Source organism: Actinomadura gamaensis (genome assembly GCF_042652125.1).
GTDB lineage: Bacteria > Actinomycetota > Actinomycetes > Streptosporangiales > Streptosporangiaceae > Spirillospora > Spirillospora gamaensis.
Map to the genome: position 1 here is coordinate 349,047 of NZ_JBHSIT010000007.1, position 21,467 is coordinate 370,513.

Annotated in this window: 19 protein-coding genes; 8 read left to right on the forward strand and 11 right to left on the reverse strand. The window is 73.1% G+C overall.

Annotation, left to right across the window (positions count from 1 at the left end):
- The first annotated feature begins 109 nt into the window (after window positions 1-109).
- Window positions 110-694: a GtrA family protein gene (locus tag ACFPCY_RS24735; RefSeq protein ID WP_378258973.1), complete on the forward strand. Its 585-nt coding sequence runs from the start codon at window positions 110-112 to the stop codon at window positions 692-694.
- Window positions 695-846: 152 nt separating this feature from the next.
- On the opposite strand, the gene ACFPCY_RS24740 is transcribed toward ACFPCY_RS24735, so the two are convergent.
- Together ACFPCY_RS24740 and ACFPCY_RS24745 are read right to left on the reverse strand one after the other, a co-directional pair.
- Complete coding sequence (locus tag ACFPCY_RS24740) at window positions 847-2,124, reverse strand: ATP-binding protein (RefSeq protein ID WP_378258975.1); 1,278 nt, start codon at window positions 2,122-2,124, stop codon at window positions 847-849.
- A gap of 410 nt (window positions 2,125-2,534) precedes the next feature.
- Window positions 2,535-3,206: a response regulator transcription factor gene (locus tag ACFPCY_RS24745; protein ID WP_019629095.1), complete on the reverse strand. Its 672-nt coding sequence runs from the start codon at window positions 3,204-3,206 to the stop codon at window positions 2,535-2,537.
- A 123-nt stretch (window positions 3,207-3,329) separates the two neighbouring features.
- Here ACFPCY_RS24745 and ACFPCY_RS24750 point away from each other — a divergent pair, with 123 nt between their 5' ends.
- Window positions 3,330-3,788, forward strand: a complete 459-nt coding sequence (locus ACFPCY_RS24750; protein ID WP_378258977.1) for a hypothetical protein — start codon at window positions 3,330-3,332, stop codon at window positions 3,786-3,788.
- Here ACFPCY_RS24750 and treZ read toward each other — a convergent pair.
- From treZ to glgX, 3 genes are read right to left on the reverse strand one after another with little or no spacing between them, the layout of a single operon-like run.
- Window positions 3,727-5,592 (reverse strand): malto-oligosyltrehalose trehalohydrolase, encoded by a 1,866-nt coding sequence (gene treZ / locus ACFPCY_RS24755; protein ID WP_378258979.1) that lies wholly within the window; start codon window positions 5,590-5,592, stop codon window positions 3,727-3,729. The two genes, ACFPCY_RS24750 and treZ, sit on opposite strands and share 62 nt — an antisense overlap.
- Window positions 5,589-8,042 (reverse strand): malto-oligosyltrehalose synthase, encoded by a 2,454-nt coding sequence (treY, locus tag ACFPCY_RS24760; protein ID WP_378258981.1) that lies wholly within the window; start codon window positions 8,040-8,042, stop codon window positions 5,589-5,591. The genes treZ and treY overlap by 4 nt, the downstream gene beginning before the upstream one ends.
- The gene (gene glgX, locus ACFPCY_RS24765) at window positions 8,035-10,143 is read right to left on the reverse strand and encodes a glycogen debranching protein GlgX (RefSeq protein ID WP_378258983.1); all 2,109 of its coding nucleotides are present in this window, start codon (window positions 10,141-10,143) and stop codon (window positions 8,035-8,037) included. Before glgX ends, treY begins: the two co-directional genes overlap by 8 nt.
- 159 nt (window positions 10,144-10,302) lie before the next feature.
- On the opposite strand from glgX, the gene ACFPCY_RS24770 reads away from it, so the two are divergent.
- The 4 genes from ACFPCY_RS24770 to ACFPCY_RS24785 all read left to right on the forward strand — a co-directional run bounded on the left by ACFPCY_RS24770 (window position 10,303) and on the right by ACFPCY_RS24785 (window position 12,768).
- Complete coding sequence (locus ACFPCY_RS24770) at window positions 10,303-10,761, forward strand: (2Fe-2S)-binding protein (RefSeq protein ID WP_378258984.1); 459 nt, start codon at window positions 10,303-10,305, stop codon at window positions 10,759-10,761.
- Window positions 10,762-10,800: 39 nt separating this feature from the next.
- Complete coding sequence (gene bfr, locus ACFPCY_RS24775) at window positions 10,801-11,298, forward strand: bacterioferritin (protein ID WP_378258985.1); 498 nt, start codon at window positions 10,801-10,803, stop codon at window positions 11,296-11,298.
- A 146-nt stretch (window positions 11,299-11,444) separates the two neighbouring features.
- The gene (locus tag ACFPCY_RS24780) at window positions 11,445-12,113 is read left to right on the forward strand and encodes a TetR family transcriptional regulator (protein ID WP_378258986.1); all 669 of its coding nucleotides are present in this window, start codon (window positions 11,445-11,447) and stop codon (window positions 12,111-12,113) included.
- A gap of 73 nt (window positions 12,114-12,186) precedes the next feature.
- Window positions 12,187-12,768 (forward strand): TetR/AcrR family transcriptional regulator, encoded by a 582-nt coding sequence (locus tag ACFPCY_RS24785; RefSeq protein WP_378258987.1) that lies wholly within the window; start codon window positions 12,187-12,189, stop codon window positions 12,766-12,768.
- 12 nt (window positions 12,769-12,780) lie between these two features.
- Here ACFPCY_RS24785 and ACFPCY_RS24790 read toward each other — a convergent pair whose 3' ends face one another.
- The 4 genes from ACFPCY_RS24790 to ACFPCY_RS24805 all read right to left on the reverse strand — a co-directional run bounded on the left by ACFPCY_RS24790 (window position 12,781) and on the right by ACFPCY_RS24805 (window position 17,337).
- The gene (locus ACFPCY_RS24790) at window positions 12,781-14,229 is read right to left on the reverse strand and encodes an oxygenase MpaB family protein (protein WP_378258988.1); all 1,449 of its coding nucleotides are present in this window, start codon (window positions 14,227-14,229) and stop codon (window positions 12,781-12,783) included.
- Window positions 14,226-15,149 carry a polyprenyl diphosphate synthase gene (gene uppS / locus ACFPCY_RS24795; RefSeq protein WP_378258989.1) on the reverse strand — a complete coding sequence of 308 codons (924 nt, stop codon included), beginning with the start codon at window positions 15,147-15,149 and terminating at the stop codon, window positions 14,226-14,228. The genes ACFPCY_RS24790 and uppS overlap by 4 nt, the downstream gene beginning before the upstream one ends.
- A gap of 135 nt (window positions 15,150-15,284) precedes the next feature.
- The gene (locus ACFPCY_RS24800; protein WP_378259371.1) at window positions 15,285-16,301 is read right to left on the reverse strand and encodes an adenylate/guanylate cyclase domain-containing protein; all 1,017 of its coding nucleotides are present in this window, start codon (window positions 16,299-16,301) and stop codon (window positions 15,285-15,287) included.
- Window positions 16,302-16,479: 178 nt separating this feature from the next.
- On the reverse strand, window positions 16,480-17,337 hold the full coding sequence (locus ACFPCY_RS24805; RefSeq protein ID WP_378258990.1) for a biotin--[acetyl-CoA-carboxylase] ligase: 858 nt from the start codon (window positions 17,335-17,337) through the stop codon (window positions 16,480-16,482).
- Window positions 17,338-17,399: 62 nt separating this feature from the next.
- On the opposite strand from ACFPCY_RS24805, the gene ACFPCY_RS24810 reads away from it, so the two are divergent.
- The gene (locus tag ACFPCY_RS24810) at window positions 17,400-18,188 is read left to right on the forward strand and encodes an enoyl-CoA hydratase/isomerase family protein (RefSeq protein WP_378258991.1); all 789 of its coding nucleotides are present in this window, start codon (window positions 17,400-17,402) and stop codon (window positions 18,186-18,188) included.
- Window positions 18,189-18,269: 81 nt separating this feature from the next.
- Here the strand turns inward: ACFPCY_RS24810 and ACFPCY_RS24815 are convergent, their stop codons facing one another.
- Together ACFPCY_RS24815 and ACFPCY_RS24820 are read right to left on the reverse strand one after the other, a co-directional pair.
- Entirely contained in the window at window positions 18,270-19,145 is an 876-nt protein-coding gene (locus ACFPCY_RS24815; RefSeq protein ID WP_378258992.1) for an SAM-dependent methyltransferase, read from the reverse strand.
- Window positions 19,146-19,248: 103 nt separating this feature from the next.
- Window positions 19,249-20,862: an MFS transporter gene (locus tag ACFPCY_RS24820; protein WP_378258993.1), complete on the reverse strand. Its 1,614-nt coding sequence runs from the start codon at window positions 20,860-20,862 to the stop codon at window positions 19,249-19,251.
- A 38-nt stretch (window positions 20,863-20,900) separates the two neighbouring features.
- Here ACFPCY_RS24820 and ACFPCY_RS24825 point away from each other — a divergent pair, with 38 nt between their 5' ends.
- Entirely contained in the window at window positions 20,901-21,341 is a 441-nt protein-coding gene (locus ACFPCY_RS24825) for a winged helix-turn-helix transcriptional regulator (RefSeq protein WP_378258994.1), read from the forward strand.
- The last annotated feature ends 126 nt before the right edge of the window (window positions 21,342-21,467 follow it).

Consider the following 21,467-nt stretch of genomic DNA (forward strand, 5'->3'; position numbering starts at 1 on the left):
CCTCGTTGTGCCTCGACGGTTCGCGCACCGGCCGGAGCCCCAGTGCCCGAGCCCTGTCGCCGCCGACCGCAACGCCAGTAGCCGAGGTCCGGAAGGACGGTTCCCCTTCGTGAGCTTTGTCGCCAGTCTCTACCGACGGTTCGCGCACATCGTGCACGAGCTCGCGAAGTTCGGCAGCATCGGCGCCCTCGCCTTCGTGATCACGACCGGGGTCGGCAACCTGCTGCACGTCGGGTTCGGCATCGGCGAGCTGACCTCGACCGGCGTCGGCACCGTGGTCGCCGCCACCTTCTCCTACCTCGCCAACCGCTACTGGACGTTCCGGCACCGCGAGCAGAGCGGCATGGGCCGCGAGTACGTCACCTTCTTCGTCCTCAACGGCGTCGGGCTGCTGATCACCTGGCTCATCCAGGGCTTCACCAAGTTCGCCCTCGACCAGCGCGGCTGGATCGCCTACAACGCCTCGCTCGTCCTCGGCACGGCGGTCGCCACCCTGTTCCGCTACTGGGCCTACAAGAAGTGGGTCTTCCTGCCCGAGGACGCCCCGCCCGTCACGCCCACGACGGGCCTGCCCGACCCGTCCGGCGCGCAGGACCGCGCCCCCGCCGCCGCCCCCGCCCGCGACTACCCGCAGCCCGCCGAGCCGCCCCGGCCGCAGCCCGAGGGCATGGCCGAGTTCAGCCGCACCCCCTGAGCCGCGAGGCCCCCACCGGCCCGCAAGACCCACCCGAGCTGACGCCGCACACGGCCGGGGGTTTCCCCGCCAGGCCGAGACCGCACACCGGCCGGGGTTTCCCCACCAGGCCGAGACCTCAGAGCGGCCGGAATCTCGCACCGGCCGGGGTCTCACACCGGGCCGATGACGACGCGTTCCTCGGCCAGCCGGGCTTCGGACGCCTGGCGCAGGAAGACCCCGAAGGTGGCGGGGCGGGCCTGGATCAGTTCGAGCCGGCCGCCGTCCACGGCGGCCAGCGAGCGGGCGAGGTAGAGGCCGAGCCCGGTGCCGTGGCCGCCGCTGACGCTGCGCTCGAAGATGCGGTGCTCCAGCTCGGGCGGGATGCCCCGGCCCTGGTCGCCGATCTCCACCACGACCGAGCTGGCCCCCTGCTTGGTGTTGATCGTGACGACGCCGTCGCCGTGCACCAGCGAGTTGTCCAGCAGCGTCGCGACGATCTGGGAGAGCCCCTCGGGCGTGGTCAGCCCGACCAGGCCCTGCTCGCCGATGATCCGGATGTCCCGGCCGTCCCGCCGGAAGATCGGCCGCCACTCCTCGACCTGCTGCTGGATGATCCGGTCGATCGGCGCGGCGACGGCGGCGCCGGTCCGGTCGTGGCGGGCGCGGGCGAGCAGCTGCTCGACGACCGCGACCAGCCGCTCGGTCTGCGCGATGGCCGCCGCGCCCTCCTCCCGGACGACGTCGGGGTAGTCCGCGGCCTCGATCATCTCCTCCAGCCGCATGGTGAGCGCGGTCAGCGGGGTGCGGAGCTGGTGGCTGGCGTCCGAGGCGAACTCGCGGCTGGCGGCGAGCAGGTCGGCGATCCGGACGGCGCTGTCGTCCAGCACCTCGGCGACCCGGTCGACCTCGGCGATGCCGTAGCGGCGGCGGCGCGGCCGGGCGTTGCCGCTGCCGAGCCGGTCGGCCGTCTCGGCGAGGTCGATCAGCGGGAGGGTGAGCTTGCGGGCCTGGAACATCGCCAGGCCGACGGTCACCGCGACGCCCAGCGCGGCCAGGCTGCCGATCAGCAGCATCTGCCGCAGCGCCTCGTCCCGCACCTGCTGGGCGGGCTGGGACACCTGGACGTGCACGCCGGACACCGCCGCGGTGGCGGTGAGCTGGTCGCCGGGGCGGCGCGGCGGCGTCCCGGCGGTGACGGTCCGGTTGTCCGGCAGCGTGATCGCGATGTACCGGCCGGGGTACTCCTGGGCGATCTTGTCGCGGGTGATGGGCTGGCGGGACTCCAGGCTGAAGCCGACGCCCCCGACGATGGAGGACGCCTCGCGTTCCAGCGACTGCCTCGCCTCCTCGTAGATGAGCTTGTGGGTGGCGTAGGCGAGGGGTATGCCGAGCAGCAGAATCGCGACGATCGCCACGGCGAGCGTCGACAGGAGCAGTCGGCGCCTCATCGGGCCTCCTCGGGGAGGGGCGGTGCGCCGGAGCCGCTCGGGACGGCCCGGCTCCCGTGTGGGTGGGACATGACCGCGCCGCCGGAGGTGACGACCCCCGTACCCCCGGACGGCGCGGACGGCTGGTGACGCAGCGGCCGGCGACGCGGCAGCCGGCGACGCGACGGCCGGTGACACGGAGGCCTGTGACACGGAGGCCTGTGACGCAACGGCTGGTGACGCAGCGGCCGGCGACGCGGAGGCCGGTGACGCGGAGGCCCCGTCCGCACTGTGGCCGCGGCCCGCACGGGGTGCGCGGGGCGCGGCCGGGGCGTGGTCGGCTCGGGTCGGCGCTCGGGGAATGTGCTCTGCGCAGCTCATGGCCGGGTGCGCGGATCGCTCGGCGGACGGGACTCGGACGGCGCGGCGCGTCAGTCGCCGCGCTCGAACCGGAAGCCGACGCCTCGCACCGTGGTGATGTAGCGGGGGCTGCCGGCGTCGTCGCCGAGCTTGCGGCGCAGCCAGGAGATGTGCATGTCGAGGGTCTTGGTGGAACCCCACCAGTTGGTGTCCCACACCTCGCGCATGATCTGCTCGCGGGTGACGACCTTCCCGGCGTCGCGGACGAGGACCCGCAGCAGGTCGAACTCCTTGGTGGTGAGCTGGAGCTCCTGGTCGCCCATCCAGGCGCGGCGCGACTCGGCGTCGATCCGGACGCCCTGCACGATCGGCGTCTCGGTGCTGCCGCGGCGCAGCAGGGCCCGGACGCGGGCGAGCAGCTCGGCGAGCCGGAACGGCTTGGTCACGTAGTCGTCGGCTCCGGCGTCGAGGCCGACGACGGTGTCCACCTCGTCGGCCCGCGCGGTCAGGATCAGGATCGGCACGCCGTGGCCCTCCGCGCGGACCCGGCGGGCGACCTCCAGACCGTCCAGCTCGGGCAGGCCGAGGTCCAGCACGATCAGGTCGACGCCTCCGCCGAGCGCGCGCTCCAGGGCCTGCGGGCCGTCCGGGCTGACTTCGACGGTGTACCCCTCGCGACGCAGCGCGCGGGCGAGAGGCTCGGAGATGGACGTGTCGTCCTCGGCGAGCAGTACTGAGGTCATGAGCCGATCGTATGGCCATTCATGAACGTTTCCTGGCTGCCGCCACGCTCTTGACCTGCGGTTTGCCACTCGTAGTACATCCTCGAATGCAGACAAACGTATCGACCCCGGAGGTATACGGACGTGCCGCCCCTCGAACCGGCCGCCGCGCGGCCGGTCGGCGCGATGCTGTTCCTGCTGCTCGGAGCCGTCCAGTTCCTGCTGGTGCCGGACGGTTTCGCCCATGCGCCCTATGTCGGTGTATGCCTGATCATTGCCATCCTGATGTCGTTCGGTGGAGCGGCGGGATTCCTCGCCGACACCCCGAACCGGGTGTGGGGATATGCGCTCGGCGAGGGCGTCGCGAACGCTCTCGGCGTCATTTGTACGACGGCATGGGGAATCCCGCTCGTGGATCCCGACACCGGGAGCTGGGTGCGCTGGACGCATCCGCTCCTGCTGCTGGGCGGGGTGACGCTGGCCGGGCTGGCGTCCTGGGCGCTGTGGTCGCAGCGCCATGGGCGGCGCGCCCGGCCGACGGTCATCTCGGCCGCCGAGCGCCGGTATCGGCCACCACGGCGACCCCGGTCCCCCGTAGGGTGACGCCGCTCTCGGCCGGGTCCTTCTCGGCCGGGACGGCGCCGGACGCGAGCACGATCGCGGCGGGCCCCAGGTCGAGCGCGCCGTCCTCGTCGAGGTTGACCGCCACGCGGAAGCGGCCCCGGCGCATGATCAGCCAGTCCTCGCCGGTCTCCACCCGGACGCGGGTGAGGTCGGGGTCGGTGAACTCGGGATGCGCGCGGCGCAGCGCGATCAGCGCGCGGTACCAGTCCAGCAGGTCGCGATGGTGATCCGCGTCGCGTTCGGCCCAGTCCAGGACGGATCTGCGAAAAGTATCCACAGCCTGTGGATCGGGAACTTCGCCCTGCCAGCCGTGGCGGGCGAACTCCCGGCGGCGTCCCTCGGTGACGGCCCGGCCGAGCTCCGGCTCGCGGTGGTCGGTGAAGTAGCACCAGGGCGTGGACGCGCCCCACTCCTCCCCCATGAACAGCATGGGCGTGAACGGCCCGAGCAGCAGCAGCGCCGCGCCGATCTTCAGCCGCTCCACCGGCACGCCCGGCGGCGCTCCCGGCGGCGCTCCCGGCGGCGCTCCCGGCGGCGCTCCCGGCGGCGCTCCCGGCGGTGCTCCGGGCCCCTGCTCCCGCGGGGTGGAGAGGCGGTCGCCGGCCGCCCGGTTGCCCACCTGGTCGTGGTTCTGGAGGGAGACGACGAAGCGGTGGGCCGGGGTCCGGGCGCGATCGACGGGACGGCCGTGGTGCCGTCCCCGGTAGGTCGAATAGGTGCCGTCATGCACGAAAGCGCTGGTCAGGGCCTTGGCGAGGGTTTCGGTCGTGCCGAAGTCGACGTAGTAGCCCTGGCGTTCGCCGGTGAGCAGCGCGTGCAGGGCGTGGTGGACGTCGTCGTCCCACTGGCCGGCGAGGCCGAAGCCGCCCGCCTCGCGCGGGGTGATCAGCCGGGGGTCGTTCAGGTCGGACTCCGCGACCAGGAACGGTTCGCGGCCGAGGCGGGCGGCCAGGGCGTCCACGGCGGCCCGCAGCTCCTCCAGGATGTGGACGGCCTGCTGGTCGCGGATGGCGTGGACGGCGTCGAGGCGCAGGCCGTCCAGGTGGAAGTCGCGCAGCCACATGAGGGCGTTCTCGACCACGAACGCGCGGACGCCGTCCGCACCGGCCTGGTCGAAGTTGACGGCGTCGCCCCACGGCGTCGCGTAGGCGTCGGTGAAGTACGGGCCGAACTCCCTCAGGTGGTTTCCGGACGGCCCGAGATGGTTGTAGACGACGTCCAGGACGACGCTGACGCCGCGGGCGTGCGCGGCGTCCACGAAGCGCTTCAGGGCGTCCGGGCCGCCGTAGGGCTCGTGGACGGCCCACAGGCAGACCCCGTCGTACCCCCAGCCGTGGTGGCCGGAGAACGCCGCCACGGGCATCAGCTCCACGGCGTCCACGCCGAGGTCGGTGAGGTGGTCGAGGCGGGAGGCGGCGGCGTCGAGGGTGCCTTCGGGTGTGAACGTGCCGACGTGCAGCTCGTAGAGGACCGATCCGGCCAGCGGACGGCCCCGCCACATGCCGTCCGACCAGCGGAAACGGTCGTGATCGTAGACGCGGCTCGGCGCGTGGACGCCGTCCGGCTGCCAGAGCGAGCGCGGGTCGGGGAGGACGTCGTCACGGTCGTCCAGGACGAACCCGTAGTCCGTGCCGTGGGCGGCGTCCGGGACGTCCGCCGCCCACCATCCGTCTCCGGCGGCTGTCAGCGCCTCGGTCCGGGCGAGTTCCGTGCCCGACGACGGCGTCGAGAGCGCGACCGAGACCTTCTCGGCGGCCGGGGACCAGACGGAGAAGCGGGTCATGCGTCCTCCTCGGGGACCAGGAGCGCCACGGGCAGGCGGTCGAGGACGGCCGCCAGGTCCAGCAGCGGCCCCTGGTGGACGTAGCCGGTGAGGATGTCGCGCCACGATCCGTCGCCGCCCGGGTCGAGGACGGTGGAGTTCCAGCCGCCCCGGCGTTCCAGGCCGGCGGGCAGGCGGGTGGCGACCGTCAGCGCCCGGCCCCGCCGGAAGGCCACCGCGTGCTCGGCCGCCGGGCCGACCGCGGTCAGCGGCTCGTGGGTCGCGGCCGGGCCGAACCAGGCCGGATGATCCCGGCGCAGGCGCAGCGCCCGCGCCGTGACCAGGAGTTTCTCGTCGTCCAGGCCGCCGGGGGCGCCCTTGTTGTCCAGGCGGATGAGGTGCGTCCGGCGGCGCCCGTAGTCGACCGGGCGGCGGTTGTCGGGATCCACCAGGGAGAGGCCGACCAGCTCGCAGCCCTGGTACACGTCGGGCACGCCGGGCATGGTGAGCTGGACGAGCTTCTGCCCGAGGACGTTCGAGCGCGTGTACGGCTCCAGCCGGGCGACGAAACGGGTGATCTCGTCGGTCGTCCCGGACGCGAGGACGTCGTGCAGGTGGGCGAGGACGGCCTCCTCGTACGCCTCGTCCGGAGTGATCCAGTTCGTGGCGGTCTTGGCCTCGCGCATCGCCTTGGTGAGGAAGCCGCGCATCCGGTCCTCGGTGATCGGCCAGGCGCCGACGAGCGTCTGCCACATCAGGTAGTCGAGATCGGGTTCCAGCGGCGAGGACGGCGAGCGCCAGGCGGTGACGGCGGCCTCCCACGCGTCCGGGAGCTCGGCGAGCACGGCCAGCCGCGCCCGGACGTCCTCCTGCCGCTTGGTGTCGTGCGTGGACAGCGTCGTCATGGTCAGCGGCCAGTCGGCGGCGACGCGCGCGCAGAACGCGTGGAACTCGGCGGGGGCGACGGAGAAGCGGGCCGGGTCGCCGCCGACCTCGTTCAGCGACGCCATCCGGGACCAGCGGTAGAACGCGGTGTCCTCGACGCCCTTGGCAGCCAGCGGCGCGCTCGTCTGCTGGAACCGCACGACGAACTCCGGGTCGCCGTAGAGCGCCTCCCGGACGACGGTCGGCACGAGCGGCGAGCGGCAGCGGCGGGCCGCCTCGTCGAGCACGCGCAGCGTCTCGTCGGACGGCCCGGAACCGGGCACGAGATAGGCGCGGTAGACGCGCATCGCGGCGAGCAGTTCGAGCAGGGCGGTCCGGAGTCCGTCCGGGTCGTCGTCCGGACGGGCCCGGACCAGGACGCGGTGCAGCCGGTCGAGCTCGGGGCGCAGGCCGTCCTCGGCGACGAAGGCGCGGGCCTCCCGCTCGACCTCCTCGAACCCGGCCGGACGGCCGGTGAGGCGGGTGTAGAGCGAGGTCAGCGGCTCCTCCCCCGCCGGGTCGACGAACAGGCCGCCGACCATGCCGAGCGCGTCATAGCCCGTGGTGCCCGCGCAGACCCATCCGGCGGGCAGCTCCTCGCCGGGCGCAGTGATCTTCTCGACCAGCACCCACCGCCGCCCGCCGGAACCGGGCCGTGCGCCCGCCTCAGAGCCCGAGCCGTAGCCCGAGCCCGCGGCCGAACCTGAACCCGCGGCCGAGCCCGAGCCCGCGGCGGAGCCTGAGGCCGTGGCAGGGCCTGAGCCCGTGGCAGGGCCTGAGCCCGCGGCGGAGGCGGAGCCCGCGGCCGGGCCTGAGGTTGTGGCGGAGGCTGAGGCCGCGGCGGAGCTTGAGCCTGCGGCGGGGTCTGAGACGGAGTGCGGGGTGGAGGCGGGGGCGATCCGGTCGGAGAGGCGGCGGAGGTAGGCGCGCGGGTCGGCGAGGCCGTCCGGGTGGTCGACGCGCAGGCCGTCCACCAGGCCGTCCCGGACGAGCCGGACGATCAGCCCGTGCGTGGCGTCGAAGACGGACGGGTCCTCCTGGCGGAGCGCGATCAGGCCGGAGATGTCGAAGAAGCGGCGGTAGTTCGGCTCGCCCTCGCCCGGCGGGACGAGCCGTCCGCCGCCCGCGTCCCAGTCCACGTCGAACCAGTGCGCGTACGGGGATTTCGGGCCGTCCGCGACGACGGACCCGACGACCGGGCCGGTGAAGGCCATGTGGTTCGGCACGATGTCGAGCAGCACCCGCAGTCCCATGGAGCGGAACCGGCGGACCATGCCGGCGAAGGCGTCCTCGCCGCCGAGCTCCTCGGAGATCCGTCCGTGGTCGGCGACGTCGTAGCCGTGCGTGGAACCGGGCGCGGCCTGGAGCACCGGCGACAGGTAGACGTGCGAGACGCCGAGGTCCTTCAGGTACGGCGCGAGCGCCGCCGCCTCGGCGAAGCGGAATCCGGGGGCGCGCAGTTGCAGCCGGTAGGCGCCGGACGGCGCGTCCGGCTCGGGCGTCCCGGGTGCTGGAACGGGGGGCTGGGGGTCACGGGATTCAGACACGGCGGAGCACCTGGAGGGAACGGGCGGTCAGCTGGGCCGTCTCGCCCGCCTTGGCGATCGGCGGACCGGCCTCGGCGAGCAGGGGGTCGGCGGTGTCGAGCTGCTTGGACCACATGGCGCCGAAGCGGCTCGGCGGCAGCACGAAGCCGAGGTCGCCGAAGTGGGCGTTGAACAGCAGCAGGAACGAGTCGTCCCGGACGGGCTCGCCGCGCCGGTCCGGTTCGCGGATGGCCTCGCCGTTGAGGAAGACCGCCAGGGACTTGTTGAACCCGGCGTTCCAGTCCTCGTCCTTCATGAGCGTCCCGCCGGGGGTGAACCAGGCGATGTCGGGCAGCCCGTCGGACGCCTCGCGGCGGCCGTCGAAGAACCGCCGCCGCCGGAACACCGGGTGCCTGCGGCGCAGGTCGGCGAGGCGCTCGATGAAGTCGACGAGCGGGAAGTGCTCGGCGAGGTTGTCCCAGTCGATCCAGGAGATCTCGTTGTCCTGGCAGTAGGCGTTGTTGTTGCCGCGCTGCGTGCGGCCGAGCTCGTCGCCGTGCGAGAGCATCGGGATGCCCTGGGCGAGGAACGTGGTGGCCAGCAGGTTGCGCTTCTGCCGCTCGCGCAGCGCCAGCACGTCGAGGTCGGACGTGGGGCCCTCCTCGCCGCAGTTCCAGGACCGGTTGTCGTCGGTGCCGTCCCGGCCGTCCTCGCCGTTGGCCTCGTTGTGCTTGTTGTTGTAGGAGACCAGGTCGTGCAGCGTGAACCCGTCATGGCAGGTGACGAAGTTGATCGAGGCGACCGGACGGCGCCCGTCGTCGGCGTACAGGTCGGACGACCCGGTCAGCCGGGACGCGAAGTCGGGCAGCACGCCGGACTCGCCGCGCCAGTAGTCCCGGACGGTGTCGCGGTAGCGGCCGTTCCACTCCGTCCACAGCGGCGGGAAGTTGCCGACCTGGTAGCCGCCCTCGCCGACGTCCCACGGCTCGGCGATCAGCTTGACCCGGGACACGACCGGGTCCTGCTGGACGAGGTCGAAGAACGCGGCCAGCCGGTCCACCTCGTGCAGCTCGCGGGCGAGGGTGGCGGCGAGGTCGAACCGGAACCCGTCCACGTGCATCTCGGTGACCCAGTAGCGCAGCGAGTCCATGATCAGCTGGAGCACGTGCGGGCTGCGCATGAGCAGGCTGTTGCCGGTGCCCGTGGTGTCCATGTAGTAGCGCGGGTCGTCGTCCACGAGCCGGTAGTAGGACGCGTTGTCCAGCCCGCGGAACGACAGCGTCGGGCCCAGGTGGTTGCCCTCGGCGGTGTGGTTGTAGACGACGTCGAGGATGACCTCGATGCCCGCCTCGTGCAGCGCCTTGACCATGGCCTTGAACTCCAGGACCTGTTCACCGCGCTGCCCGGACGACGAGTACTCGTTGTGCGGGGCGAAGAACCCGATGGTGTTGTACCCCCAGTAGTTCCGCATCCCGCGCCGGACGAGCCGGTCGTCGTGGACGAACTGGTGCACCGGCATCAGCTCCACGGCCGTCACGCCGAGCTTCTGCAGGTGCTCGATCACCGCCGGATGGCCGAGCCCGGCATAGGTGCCCCGGATGTCCGGGGGGACCTGCGGATGGCCGATCGTGAGGCCCTTGACGTGCGCCTCGTAGATCACCGTCTCGTCGTACGGCGTGCGCGGCGGGCGGTCGTCACCCCAGTCGAAGTAGGGGCTGACGACCACCGAGCGCGGCATGTGCCCGGCCGAGTCGGCGTCGTTGCGCGACCACGGCTCGCCGAAGGTGTAGCCGAAGCACGCCTGGTCCCAGTCCACGCCGCCGACGACGGCCCGCGCGTACGGGTCGAGCAGCAGCTTGCTCGGATTGCACAGATGGCCCTCGGCCGGCTCGTAGGGCCCGTGGACCCGGTACCCGTAGGCCCGTCCCGGCATGACGCCGGGCAGGTAGGCGTGCCAGACGAACGCGTCGACCTCGGTCAACGCGATTCTCGACTCCTCACCGTCCTGGAAGAGGCAGAGCTCCACCTTTTCCGCGATCTCCGAGAACACCGCGAAGTTGGTGCCCGCCCCGTCGAAATGAGCCCCCAGCGGACTCGCCTCACCGGGCCACGCATGTGCCACCGGTCACCCCTCCCGTCGCTGGGTGGGTCCCTTTCCCGCTGAGGGTTAGATCACACCGTTCCGGGCGGTACTGGCCAGACCGGGCATCTCTGACTTACATTAGGGTTGCCTTACCTTAATGAGGCTGCCCTTACCGGACTCCTGAGAGGCCCCGCCCGCATGTACGTCTGCGTCTGCAACGCCGTCACCGAGGACGACGTACGCGGCTGCATGCTCGACGGCGGCTGCCGCCAGGTCCGCGAGGTGAAGGACGCCTGCGGCTGGAAGCCCGGCTGCGGATCCTGTACCCGCCGACTGTACGCGCTGGTCAGCGAGGTCAACACGGCCAGCGACATGGTGGACGCCATCACCGGCGGGCCCGTCCCGCCCGTCCTGCCCGCCGGCGAGCCCGCGCCGCCCTTCGGCGTCCCGGCCGAGCCCCGCACCCGCCGCCTCCCCATCGAGCCGGTCAACGCCTCAGCCCCCGCCCACGTCTCCGCCGAGCCCGCTCGCGGCGCGGCCGAGCCCGCTCGCGGCGCGGCCGACGAGGGCTCGCAGTGCCCCGCCGCCGGATCGCCTGCGTGCGAGCGGGCCATGGCGCCCGTGCGTTCGCGTTGGCTGCGCGACACCGCCGCGTGACGCTGTTCCCTAACGGAGCGTCATGCGAGCATGGCGGGCATGGAAGGCGACAAGGACATCATCGCGCTGCTCAACGAGCAGCTCACCGCTGAGCTGACCGCGATCAACCAGTACTTCCTGCACTCCAAGATGCAGGAGAACTGGGGCTTCACGCGGATGGCGAAGCACACCCGGGACGAGTCGATCGACGAGATGCGGCACGCCGAGCGGCTGACCGACCGCATCCTGTTCCTGGAGGGCCTGCCGAACTACCAGAAGATCGGCACGCTCCGCATCGGGCAGACGATCGTCGAGCAGCTCAAGACCGACCTCCAGATCGAGCTGGAGGCCGTCGCGCGGCTGCGTCCGGGCATCGAGCTGATGCGCTCGCGCGGGGACGTCACGTCCGCCCGGATCTTCGAGGACATCCTCGCGGACGAGGAGCAGCACATCGACTACCTGGAGACCGAGCTCGGCCTGGTGGAGATGCTCGGCGAGCAGAACTACCTCCAGCGGCTCACCGAGGCGCCCGGCGAGGGCGGCCCGAGCGCCGGCTGACGGGCAGGGCGGCGGTCCCGGCCCCCCGGTCCCCGGCCCGCCGCCGCCAACCCGGACGGCGTGGCGGCACCTCGACCGCCCCCTCATGCCGATTTTGACACTTTGTGCCATACCTGGCGTTCGGCGGCGGATTTTACGCTTGGCGCATGAGCGGAGCGGAGACGACGGGACTGCGCGAGCGCACACGCCGCGCCGTCCGGCGGGAGCTGGCCGACCTCGCGCTCGGGATGTTCGTGGAGCGCGGCTACGACGCGACGACCGTCGAGGACGTCGCCGCGGCGGCGGGCCTGTCGAAGCGCAGCTTCTTCCGCTACTTCCCGACCAAGGAGGACGTCCTGTTCGGGGACGTCGAGGAGCTCGCCGGGCAGGTCGCCGAGGCCGTCCGGTCGCGGCCCGCGGGCGAGGCCCCCTGGCGGACGCTGCGAGCCGTCCTGCGGGAGTGGGAGCCGCGCATCCACGCGGCCCGGCGCGACCTGGACGCCCTGCGCCTCGTCGAGGCGACGCCGGCCCTGCGCGCCCGCCTGCACCAGAAGCGGGACGAGCTGCGCGCGCTGGTCGCCACCGCGCTCCGCGACCGTCCGGGCGGCGATCTCGACGCGTTCACCGCCGACCTGCTGACGGCGGCGGCGGGCGCGGCCCTGGACGCGGCGACCCGCGAATGGCTCCGGTCGGACGGCACCCTCGACCGCGCCGAACTCATCGACAAGGCCTTCGACGCCCTAACCCCGACCACCACCGCCCCGACCACCGCTGTCCCGACCGTCGCCGCCCCGACCACCGACGTCCCGCTCCGCGGATCGCCGCCCTCGCGGTGAGCGAGGACGACGTCCGCGCGCGCCGGCTTTACGAGTCGGTCGGCTTCCGGGTCCACCGGCTATAGTCAGTCAGGTGACCAACTCAACGCGGGCGCGCGGGGCGGACAAGCGGCGGCGGCTGACGGCCGCCGCCGCCGAGGTCGTCCACCATCAGGGCGCGGAGCGCACGACGATCGCGGACATCGCCAAGGCCGCGGACGTGCCCGTCGGGAACGTCTACTACTACTTCAAGACCAAGGACGACCTGGTGCAGGCGGCGCTGTCCGAGCACGCCGGGCACCTGACCGCCCTCATCGCCCGGCTCGACGAGCTGCCCGACCCGCGCCGCCGCCTGAAGGCCATGGTCGAGGGCTGGGTCGGGCAGCGCGACACGGCCGCGCGCTACGGCTGCCCCACCGGCTCCCTGGCCAGCGAGCTGGGCAAGCGCGACGACGACGCCCTCGGGACGGAGGCCGGGCGCGTCATCCGCCTCCTGCTGGCCTGGGCCGAACGGCAGTTCCGCGAGCTCGGCCTGGACGACCCGGACGACCTCGCCCTCAGCTTCGTCGGCGCCTACCAGGGCATGTCCCTGCTGGCCAACGCCCTGCGCGACCCGGAGATCATGACCCGCCAGGGAGCCGTCCTGAACCGCTGGATCGACTCCCTGGGCACCTGATCCCTTCGCCGGTCAGGGCTGGGACAGCAGGGAGTCGTAGCCCGCCGAGCCGTGCCGTCCGGCCATGAAGTCCAGGAACTCGCGGACGAACCGGCCGCGCGTGAAACGGGCGTCCTGGTCGCCCGCGTTCACGTCGCGCGCGAAGGCGGTGCGGAAGAGCGCCTCGTATTCGGCGGCGCTGATCGTCTCGTCGTGGTCGGCGTCGCACGCCTCGAACAGCACCTCGGCGACCCGCACCAACGCCGGGCTGGCCAGCGACGACGCGGCGGCGGCGTACTCCTGCCGGTCGACGCGTCCGTCGCCGTCGGCGTCCAGCTCGGCCGCCAGCTCCCGCCACCAGGCCGCGAACGCGTCGAACAGCCGCTCCTCGCCGTCCGCGTCGAGGTCCAGCCGGGACGCGACCTCCCGGGCCATCGCCGCGAGGTCGGGCCAGGAGACGTAGCCGTCGCCGGTCTGGTCGAGCACCTCGGTGAAGAACCGGTCGGCCGACCGGGCCGCGCTCCCGCCGGACGGCTCGTCCAGGGAGATCGGGCTGATCAGGCGGAGCAGGGCGGCGGCCCGGCCGCGCTGGCGCTGCAGCGCGTCGAGCAGGTGCGCGCCGGTGCCGTCCGTGCGGCTCGGGTCGAGCAGGCCGAGGACGGTGTCGGTCCGCGTCCAGGAGTGCGGCAGCAGCCAGGACGCGACGCCCGAACCGAGGTAGACGCCGCGCGCCAGCAGCCGCGAGCCGGGCAGCTCGCCGAGGCCCGCGCGCCGCCGGATCTCCTCCGGCAGCGACGCCTTGAGGAACTCGGCGATCACGGGGCCGGCGACGACGCGTCCGGCGGCCCAGAACGCGGGGTGGTCGCGCAGCAGCGGCGGCGCGGGCATCCGTCCGAACAGCTCGAACAGGATGACGCGCATCGCCTCGGTGTTCTCCAGCCCGCAGTCGATCATGTCGTCGAAGTAGGGCCAGAACTCGGCCACCGTGGCGGGCAGGTGGTCGGCGTTCCCCTCCAGCAGGGCCAGGAACGCGCGGAACTCGGCGTAGAGGATCTCCAGCTCCGGGCCGTCCATGGAGCGGCCGCTCATCCGGTTCAGCTCGACGGTCGACTCGAACAGCGAGCCCACCACCCACGCGCGGGCGTCCGGGTCCATGGCGCTGTAGGACCGTCCCTGCGCGTCGACGCCGGAGATGCGCGCGTGCAGCCGGTTGAGGCGCGCGGCCTCCCGGTCGCGGACGCGCGTGTCGGCGTCCAGCACGCGCTGGACGCTCGTCAGCGTGTTGAAGATCCGCCGCCACGGGTGCGCGACGAACGTCGAGTTCTCGATCAGCGCCGCGCCGATCTGCGGGTGCGCGGCCTCCAGCACCGTCGCCCGGACGACGGCCATGCCCCACCGCGCGTCGTCGCAGTACTCGTGCAGCAGCGAGTGCGGGCCGAGAAGGGAGAGGTCGGGGTCGGAAGCGGCTGCTTCGGCGGTCATCGGCTCCCTTTCATCATCGGGGTCGGCTTCACGATCGGGCTCGGATCCGCCCTCTGACTCGGATCCGCTTTCGGGCGTGGATCCGCTCTCGCATTCGGATCGGCCTTCGCACTCGGATCCGCCCTCGGGCTCGGATCGGCTCTCGGGCTCGGATCGGCTCGCGCGCTCGGATTCGCTCGCGGGCGCTGCATCGGGACGGAGGGCGGCGGTGCCGCGGGACCCGGCGACGCGACGCCGCCGAACCGCCGTTCGCGCTCGCGGTACGTCCGCAGGCATTCCAGGAAATGCTCGGCGCGGAAGTCGGGCCAGAGGAGTTCGGGGAACATCCATTCGGCGTAGGCGACCTGCCAGAGCATGAAGTTGGAGATGCGCTGCTCCCCGGACGTCCGGATGACCAGGTCGACGTCGGGGGTGTCGGGGAACGGCAGGTGCTCGGCGAAGGTCCGCTCGGTGACCTGGTCGGCAGGCACGCGCCCGCGGATCAGCGCCCGCGCGGCCTCGACGATGTCGCGGCGTCCGCCGTGGTCGAACGCCACGGTGAGCGTCATCCCGCCGTTGCCGCGGGTCAGCTCCGTCAGGTCGGCGATGTCCCGGGCCAGCCCCGGCGGGATCCGCGGGTCGGACGCGCCGAGGAACCGGCAGCGGATGTCGCGCGCGCACATGGTCAGGGCGTGCTTGCGCAGCGTCCGGCGGATCAGCCCCATGAGGTAGTCGATCTCGTCGTCCGGACGGCGCCAGTTCTCGGTGGAGAAGGCGTACAGGCTGAGCCAGCGGACGCCGGCGGCGCGGGCCGTCTCGATGACGTCGATCACGGCGCCCTCGGCCGCCCGGTGCCCGGCCGTCCTCGGCAGGCGGCGCTGCCTGGCCCAGCGGCCGTTCCCGTCCATCACGCACGCCACGTGAAGGGGCGCGTCCGGCATGGTTGTACCCCCCTCGTCATCGCCCCCCGAGCATCGCTTCTTTCCGCGCCGATCGCCGCCGACTGTGAGCGGTTACATCCGCACGGTGATATCCGTGTGGCCGCTTCGGCGGCGCGGGGAGGGGGGGGAGGACGGTCAGGACTTGGCGCGCCGGAGGACGTACGGCTGGATGATCCCGAGGCCCTGGACGGGGCGCCGCACCATGCCGGTGATGTCGTAGTCACCGTGGCCGCGCAGCGACTCGGCGAGGGACTGGTCGATGACGACCGTGCCGGGACGGGCCAGCGCCGTCAGCCGCGCGGCCAGGTTGACGGTCGTGCCGAAGACGTCGCCCATCAGCGGCAGGACGGGCCCGTGCGCGACGCCGACGCGGACGTCCGGGATCTCCGTCTCGTCCTGGATGGCGGCGGCCACCGAGAGCGCGATCTCCGCGCCGATCTCCGGGGTGTCGCCGCAGAACAGGACCTCGTCGCCGAGGGTCTTGACGAGGCGTCCGCCGCAGGTGGCGATGATGTCGGCGGCCGTCTCCTCGAACCACTCGACGACCCGGGCGAGCTCGATGTCGTCCAGCTCGCGGCTCATCTGGGTGAACGAGACCATGTCGGCGAAGCCGACCGTGGTGACGAGGCGGCCGGGCAGGTGCGTCCCGTCGCCGCCCTCGGCCTCGCGGGACGCGGCGGCGGCCATGGCGCGGGTGCCCGCGGCGGCGAGCTGGCGGCGCCAGGCGTGCACGACGAGCGGCTCGAACTCATCGATGTGCTTCTCGGCGATGTCCACGATGGACGACACCGCCTCGGCGGACGGCTGCTCCTGCGGGTCGGTCACGAGCATCGCGCTCAGCAGGTTGACCTGCCACTCGGCGAGCCGGGTCATGGTCTGCCCGAAGGCCCGGACGAGGCGGATCACGCCCTCGCCGTCGAGCACTCCGTCGTCCATCAGGCGGCGGATGCGGCAGAGCGCCGCGACGTCGCCCTCGGTGTAGGCGACGGCGTCCTCCGGCATGGACGGGTAGCCGAACGCCCGCCAGAGCCGCCGGGCGAACTCGGTCGGGATCCCGGACAGCCGCACCGCGTCCACCCGGGTGTACCTCAGCTCGCCGCCGAGCAGCAGCTCCTCGATCTGCCTGGGGTCCGGCAGGCCCGCGTCCGACATCTCCCCCTCCAACGTCACGCGACATATCGTGGCGGATCGCGCCGCTCGGCGCACCTGCGCCGCGTTCCGGCGCAGGGAGCACGCTTCGGCACATGCACCACATCTCGCGCATGTACCATGTCTCGCCGCATGTACCACATTGCGGAACAAACGCCGCGTCCCGGCACAGAGTTGCGTCTCAGCGCACGTGCACCACATCGCCCGCGCTGACCGGGCGGACACCGTCCGCACCGGCGACGACTAGCCGTCCGTCGAGATCGACGTCCTCGGCGGTGCCGAGCAGTTCCGTGCCGCCCGGCAGCTCCACCCGCACCTCGCGGCCGATCGTCGCGCACAGCTCCCGGTAGTCGGCGCGCAGGCCGCTCATCTCGGGGTCGCCGGACACCGCGGCCCACTCCCGGTACCGGCCCTCGACCTCGCGGGCGATGCCGCGCAGCAGCGGCGCGCGGTCCGACAGCGGGGCGCCCTCGATGGCCAGGGACGTCGCGGACGGGACGGGCAGCTCGTCCTCGCGCAGCGACACGTTCAGCCCGACGCCGACGACGACCGCGTCCCCGACCCGTTCGGCGAGGATCCCGGCGAGCTTGCGGTCGCCGACCAGCACGTCGTTCGGCCACTTCAGGACGGCGGGCACGTGCTCGTCGCCGTCCGCGCCGGGGAAGAACCGCTCGCCGCTCTCGCCGAAGCCGGTCAGCCGCCGCACGGCCGACGCGACCGCGACGCCGGTCAGCAGCGGCACCCACGCGAGCCGTCCGGCCGGGACGTCCGGCCTCAGCAGCATCGAGACCGCCAGCCCGGAGCGGGCGGGCGCGGTCCACGTCCGGCCGAGGCGGCCCCGGCCGGACGTCTGGAGCTCGGTCGCGAGCAGCACGCCCTCGTCCTCGCCCGCGCGCGCGAGCTCGGCCAGGTCCGCGTTCGTCGAGCCGGTCTCCTCCACCACCCGGACACTCCGCCACAGCCCGCCCGGCCGGACGAGCGCGTGCGCCAGCGCCGCCTCATGGAGCGGCGGCCTCTCCAGATCGCCATATCGAGTCACGCCACCATCCAACCTCACCCCGCCCCGTGCCCCACCGGCAGCGGGCGATCTAAGGTGCACTCGTGGACGGAGTGACGCTGAAGCGCGACAAGCAGAACGAACACGTGGCCGAGATCGTGCTCGACCGGCCGGAGGCCCTCAACGCCCTGTCGACCGCGATGGCGCGCCGCCTCGCGGCGGTGTGCGCGGAGGTCGCGGCGGACGGCTCGATCCGCGCCGTGGTCCTGTCGGCCGCGGGCGACAAGGCGTTCTGCGTGGGCGCGGACCTCAAGGAACGCAACGCGATGACCGACGACCAGATCCTGGCCCAGCGGCCGGTGTTCCGCGCCGCGTTCGGCGGCGTGCTGAACCTGCCGCAGCCGGTCATCGCGGCCGTGCGCGGCTACGCCCTCGGCGGCGGCTGCGAGTTCGCCCTGTCCTGCGACATGATCGTGGCCGACGAGACGGCCGTGTTCGGCCTGACCGAGGTGACCGTCGGGCTCGTCCCGGGCGGCGGCGGCACCCAGCTGGCGCTGCGCAAGCTGGGCACCGGCCGCGCCGCCGACCTCGTCCTCACCGGCCGCCGCGTCAGCGCGGACGAGGCCGCCGAGCTCGGCCTGGTCGACCGCCGCGTCCCGCGCGGCGAGGCCCGCACCGAGGCCCTGGCGATCGCGTCCCTGATCGCGCAGAACTCCCCGATCGCCGTCCGCGCCGCCAAGCGGGCCCTGCGGCTCGGCGGCGGACTCCCCCTGGACGCCGGCCTGGACGTCGAGGAGAACGCCTGGCGCACGGTCGCCTTCTCCCCCGACCGCCGCGAGGGCATCGCCGCCTTCAACGACAAGCGCAAGCCCAACTGGCCCGACCCCGCCTGACCCCCACCCCCGACGCGGCCGCCCCCCGACGCGGCCGCCCACCCCCGACGCGGTCGGCCACCTCCCGGCCGGCCGCGTCCGTCAGAGACGCGTGGCGAGAATCGAGCCGGCCCCGGAGGAATGGGGCAATGCGCGTCCATAGGACGCGGCGATCGCGGCGAGCTCCCGGAACTCGGTGCGCCAGCCGTTGCGCTCCAGCCACTCCGGCGCGTCCCAGCCGAGGCCGCGTTCCCGTTCAGCCGAGCGATCGGCCAGGCCCGGCATGAGGCGCCCCGCGTCCGGCACGGTCCGGATCCGGTCGGCCATCGCCTCCAGCCGGGAGTGCCCGAATCCGAACAGACTCCCAGGCGCCGACAGCTCGCCGATGGTCCTGACGACCCGCCTGGCCTCCTCGCGCGTGAGGTAGGCGAGGACACCCGCGTCCGTCCACCGGGCCGGGACGTCCTCCCGGAAGCCGGCGTCCATGAGCGCCGTCCGCCAGTCGCCCCGCAGATCGGCGGCCACAACGCTGCGACGGCAGGACGGAACGGCCCCCAATCCGCCGAGAACGCGCTCCTTGAAGGCGAACATCTCCGGGAGATCCACTTCGAACAGGTGAACCGCGGACGGCAGCCCCAACCGGAAGGCGTGGGTGTCGAGACCGGCGCCGAGCATGACGAGTTGCTCGCAGCCCGAAGCGACGGCGTCCCGGAGCGCGTCGTCACTCATCCGGACCCCGACGGTCCGCCCTTCGTAGAAGACGTCCACCAGGCGCGCCACGGTGGCCCACGTCTCGGCCGACCCCTCGGGCGCGCCGGGATCGAGGAACTCCCGCTCCGCCGCATCAGCGAACGCCCGCGCATAGGGATCGTCATAGAGCCGGTCGTCACGCTCGCTCTCCCTGGCCCGAATCAGCGCCACCCCGATGGCCGTAGCCCCCACTCCGGCCAACGCGCGCGGCAGATCCCGAGACGCCATCGACAGCCTCCTGCGACCGAGTGCGCCGAGTCTCCAATAGACAACGGTGTCTGTCAATGCCGCACCGGGGGCGCCCGAGCTTCCGGTGTCGGGAAGGCGTCCGTCAGAGGGTTTTGGTCATGTGGACGGCGCGGCGGCCGCGGATCGTCTCGCGGGCGGTCTCGCGGTAGCCGCGGCGTTCGTAGCGGGCGATGTTGACGGTCATCTTCTCGTTGGTGATCAGGCGGAGGGCGGGCAGGCCGAGCGCGCGGGCCCGGGCCTCGGCGTGGTCGAGCAGCCGGCGTCCGCGGCCCTCGCCCTGGTGGGACGGGTCGACGGCCACGTTGTCGACGAGCAGGCGGCCGTCCTCGGGGATGAGGACGATCAGGCCGGACAGGTCGTCCAGGACGTGCACGTGCCCGGCGGCGATCAGGGCGGCGTAGTCGGACGACAGGGGCATCGGGGGCATGCCGATCACTTCCGTCCAGGGCGCGTAGGCGGCGCGGACGACGCGCTCGACGGCGGGCAGGTCGGACGGGACGGCGGTCCTGATCTCGGGCATGGGACTCCTTCCGGGTGGGAGCCCCATTCTGGACACCGCGAGCGCCGCGACGCTGAACCCGGCCCCGAGGAGGCAGACGGCGGGCCATCCGGCGGCGGCGTAGAGGGCGGTCGAGGCCGCCGCGCCGGTGGCGCTGCCCACCGAGTAGAAGACCATGTAGCCGCCGATCACGCGGCTGCCCGCGTCCGGACGGTGGCTGTAGATCATGCTCTGGCTGGTCACGTGCACCGCCTGGACGGCGAGGTCGAGCAGGACCGCGCCGAGCGCGAGCGCCCAGAGCGAGCGTCCGAGCAGGGCCAGCGGCAGCCAGGAGAGCACCAGGAGGGCGAGGGCGGCCGTGGTCGTCCGGACGCCGTGGCCGCGGTCGTGCAGGCGTCCGGCGGGGGCGGCGGCGAGCGCGCCCGCGGCCCCGGCCAGGCCGAACGCGCCGATCGCGGTGTGCGAGAGGCCCCGGTCGGCGAGCGGCAGCGCGACGCAGCTCCACAGGGTGCCGAACGCCGCGAAGATCAGCAGCGCCAGCAGGCCGCGGGCGCGGAGCAGCGGCTCGCGCGCGAAGAGCGTGATCGTGGAGCGCAGGAGATCCGGGTAGCGCAGGCGTTGTCCCTGCTGGTGCGGCGGAAGGGCGCGGCGCAGGAGCAGGGCGAGGAGGGCCGTGACGGCGGCCGAGACGAGGTAGACCGAACGCCATCCGCCCAGATCGGCCAGGACGCCGGAGACCGTCCGGGCGAGCAGGATGCCGACCACGATCCCGCTGGTGACCTGGCCGACGACGCGTCCGCGGCCGGTCGGGGCCGCCAGGGACGCCGCCGCCGCGACGAGCGTCTGCGTGACCACGGCGAGCAGGCCGACCGCGGCGGCCGAGGCGAACAGGACCGGGACGCGCGTCGCCGTGCCGAGCAGGGCGAGCGCCGCCGCGAGCAGGAGCAGCTGGGCCGGGACGAGGCGGCGGCGGTTCAGCACGTCCCCGAGCGGGACGAGCAGGAAGAGCCCGAGTCCGTAACCGGCCTGGGTGGCCGTCACCACGGCTCCGACGGCGCCGGCTCCGATGCCGAACTCGCCGCCGAGCGTGGCGAGCAGGGGCTGGGCGAAGTAGACGTTCGCGACGGCCGTCCCGCTCGCGACCGCGAACAGGGCGGTGACGGCGCGTGAGGGCGCTTTCTGGTTGCAAGTTGCCACCACTCGACCGTAGGGGCATCTGGTAGCATCTTGCAACCATGGTGCGGCGAACGAGACTGGACGGCAGCACGTGCCCGGTGGCGCGGTCGGTGGACGCGATCGGCGACTGGTGGTCGCTGCTGATCGTGCGGGACGCCTTCGACGGCAGCCGCCGGTTCGGCGAGTTCCAGCGCAGCCTGGGCGTGGCGAAGAACATCCTGTCCGCGCGGCTGCGGGCGCTGGTCGAGGCGGGCATCCTCGAACCCGTCCCCGCCTCGGACGGCAGCGCCTACCGGGAGTACGCGCTGACCGCCAAGGGCCGCGACCTGTTCCCGGTGATCGTGGCGCTGCGCCAGTGGGGCGAGCGGCACTCCTTCGAGCCGGGCGAACCGCACTCCGAGCTGCTCGACCGCGCCGGCCGCCCGCTGTCCCCCATCGAGATCCGCGACGCGGACGGCCGTCCGATCCGTCCCGAGGACACCCGAGTCGAGAAGGTCTGAGCACCCCGGAAAAGCAAAGCGCCCCCGCCGCAAACGGCGAGGACGCTCAAAACGCGCCCGAAAGGCGCTCCGCAGGCGCGCCGAACGCGTTCCACAAGCGCACGCAGGGCGCCCCGGGCGCACGGA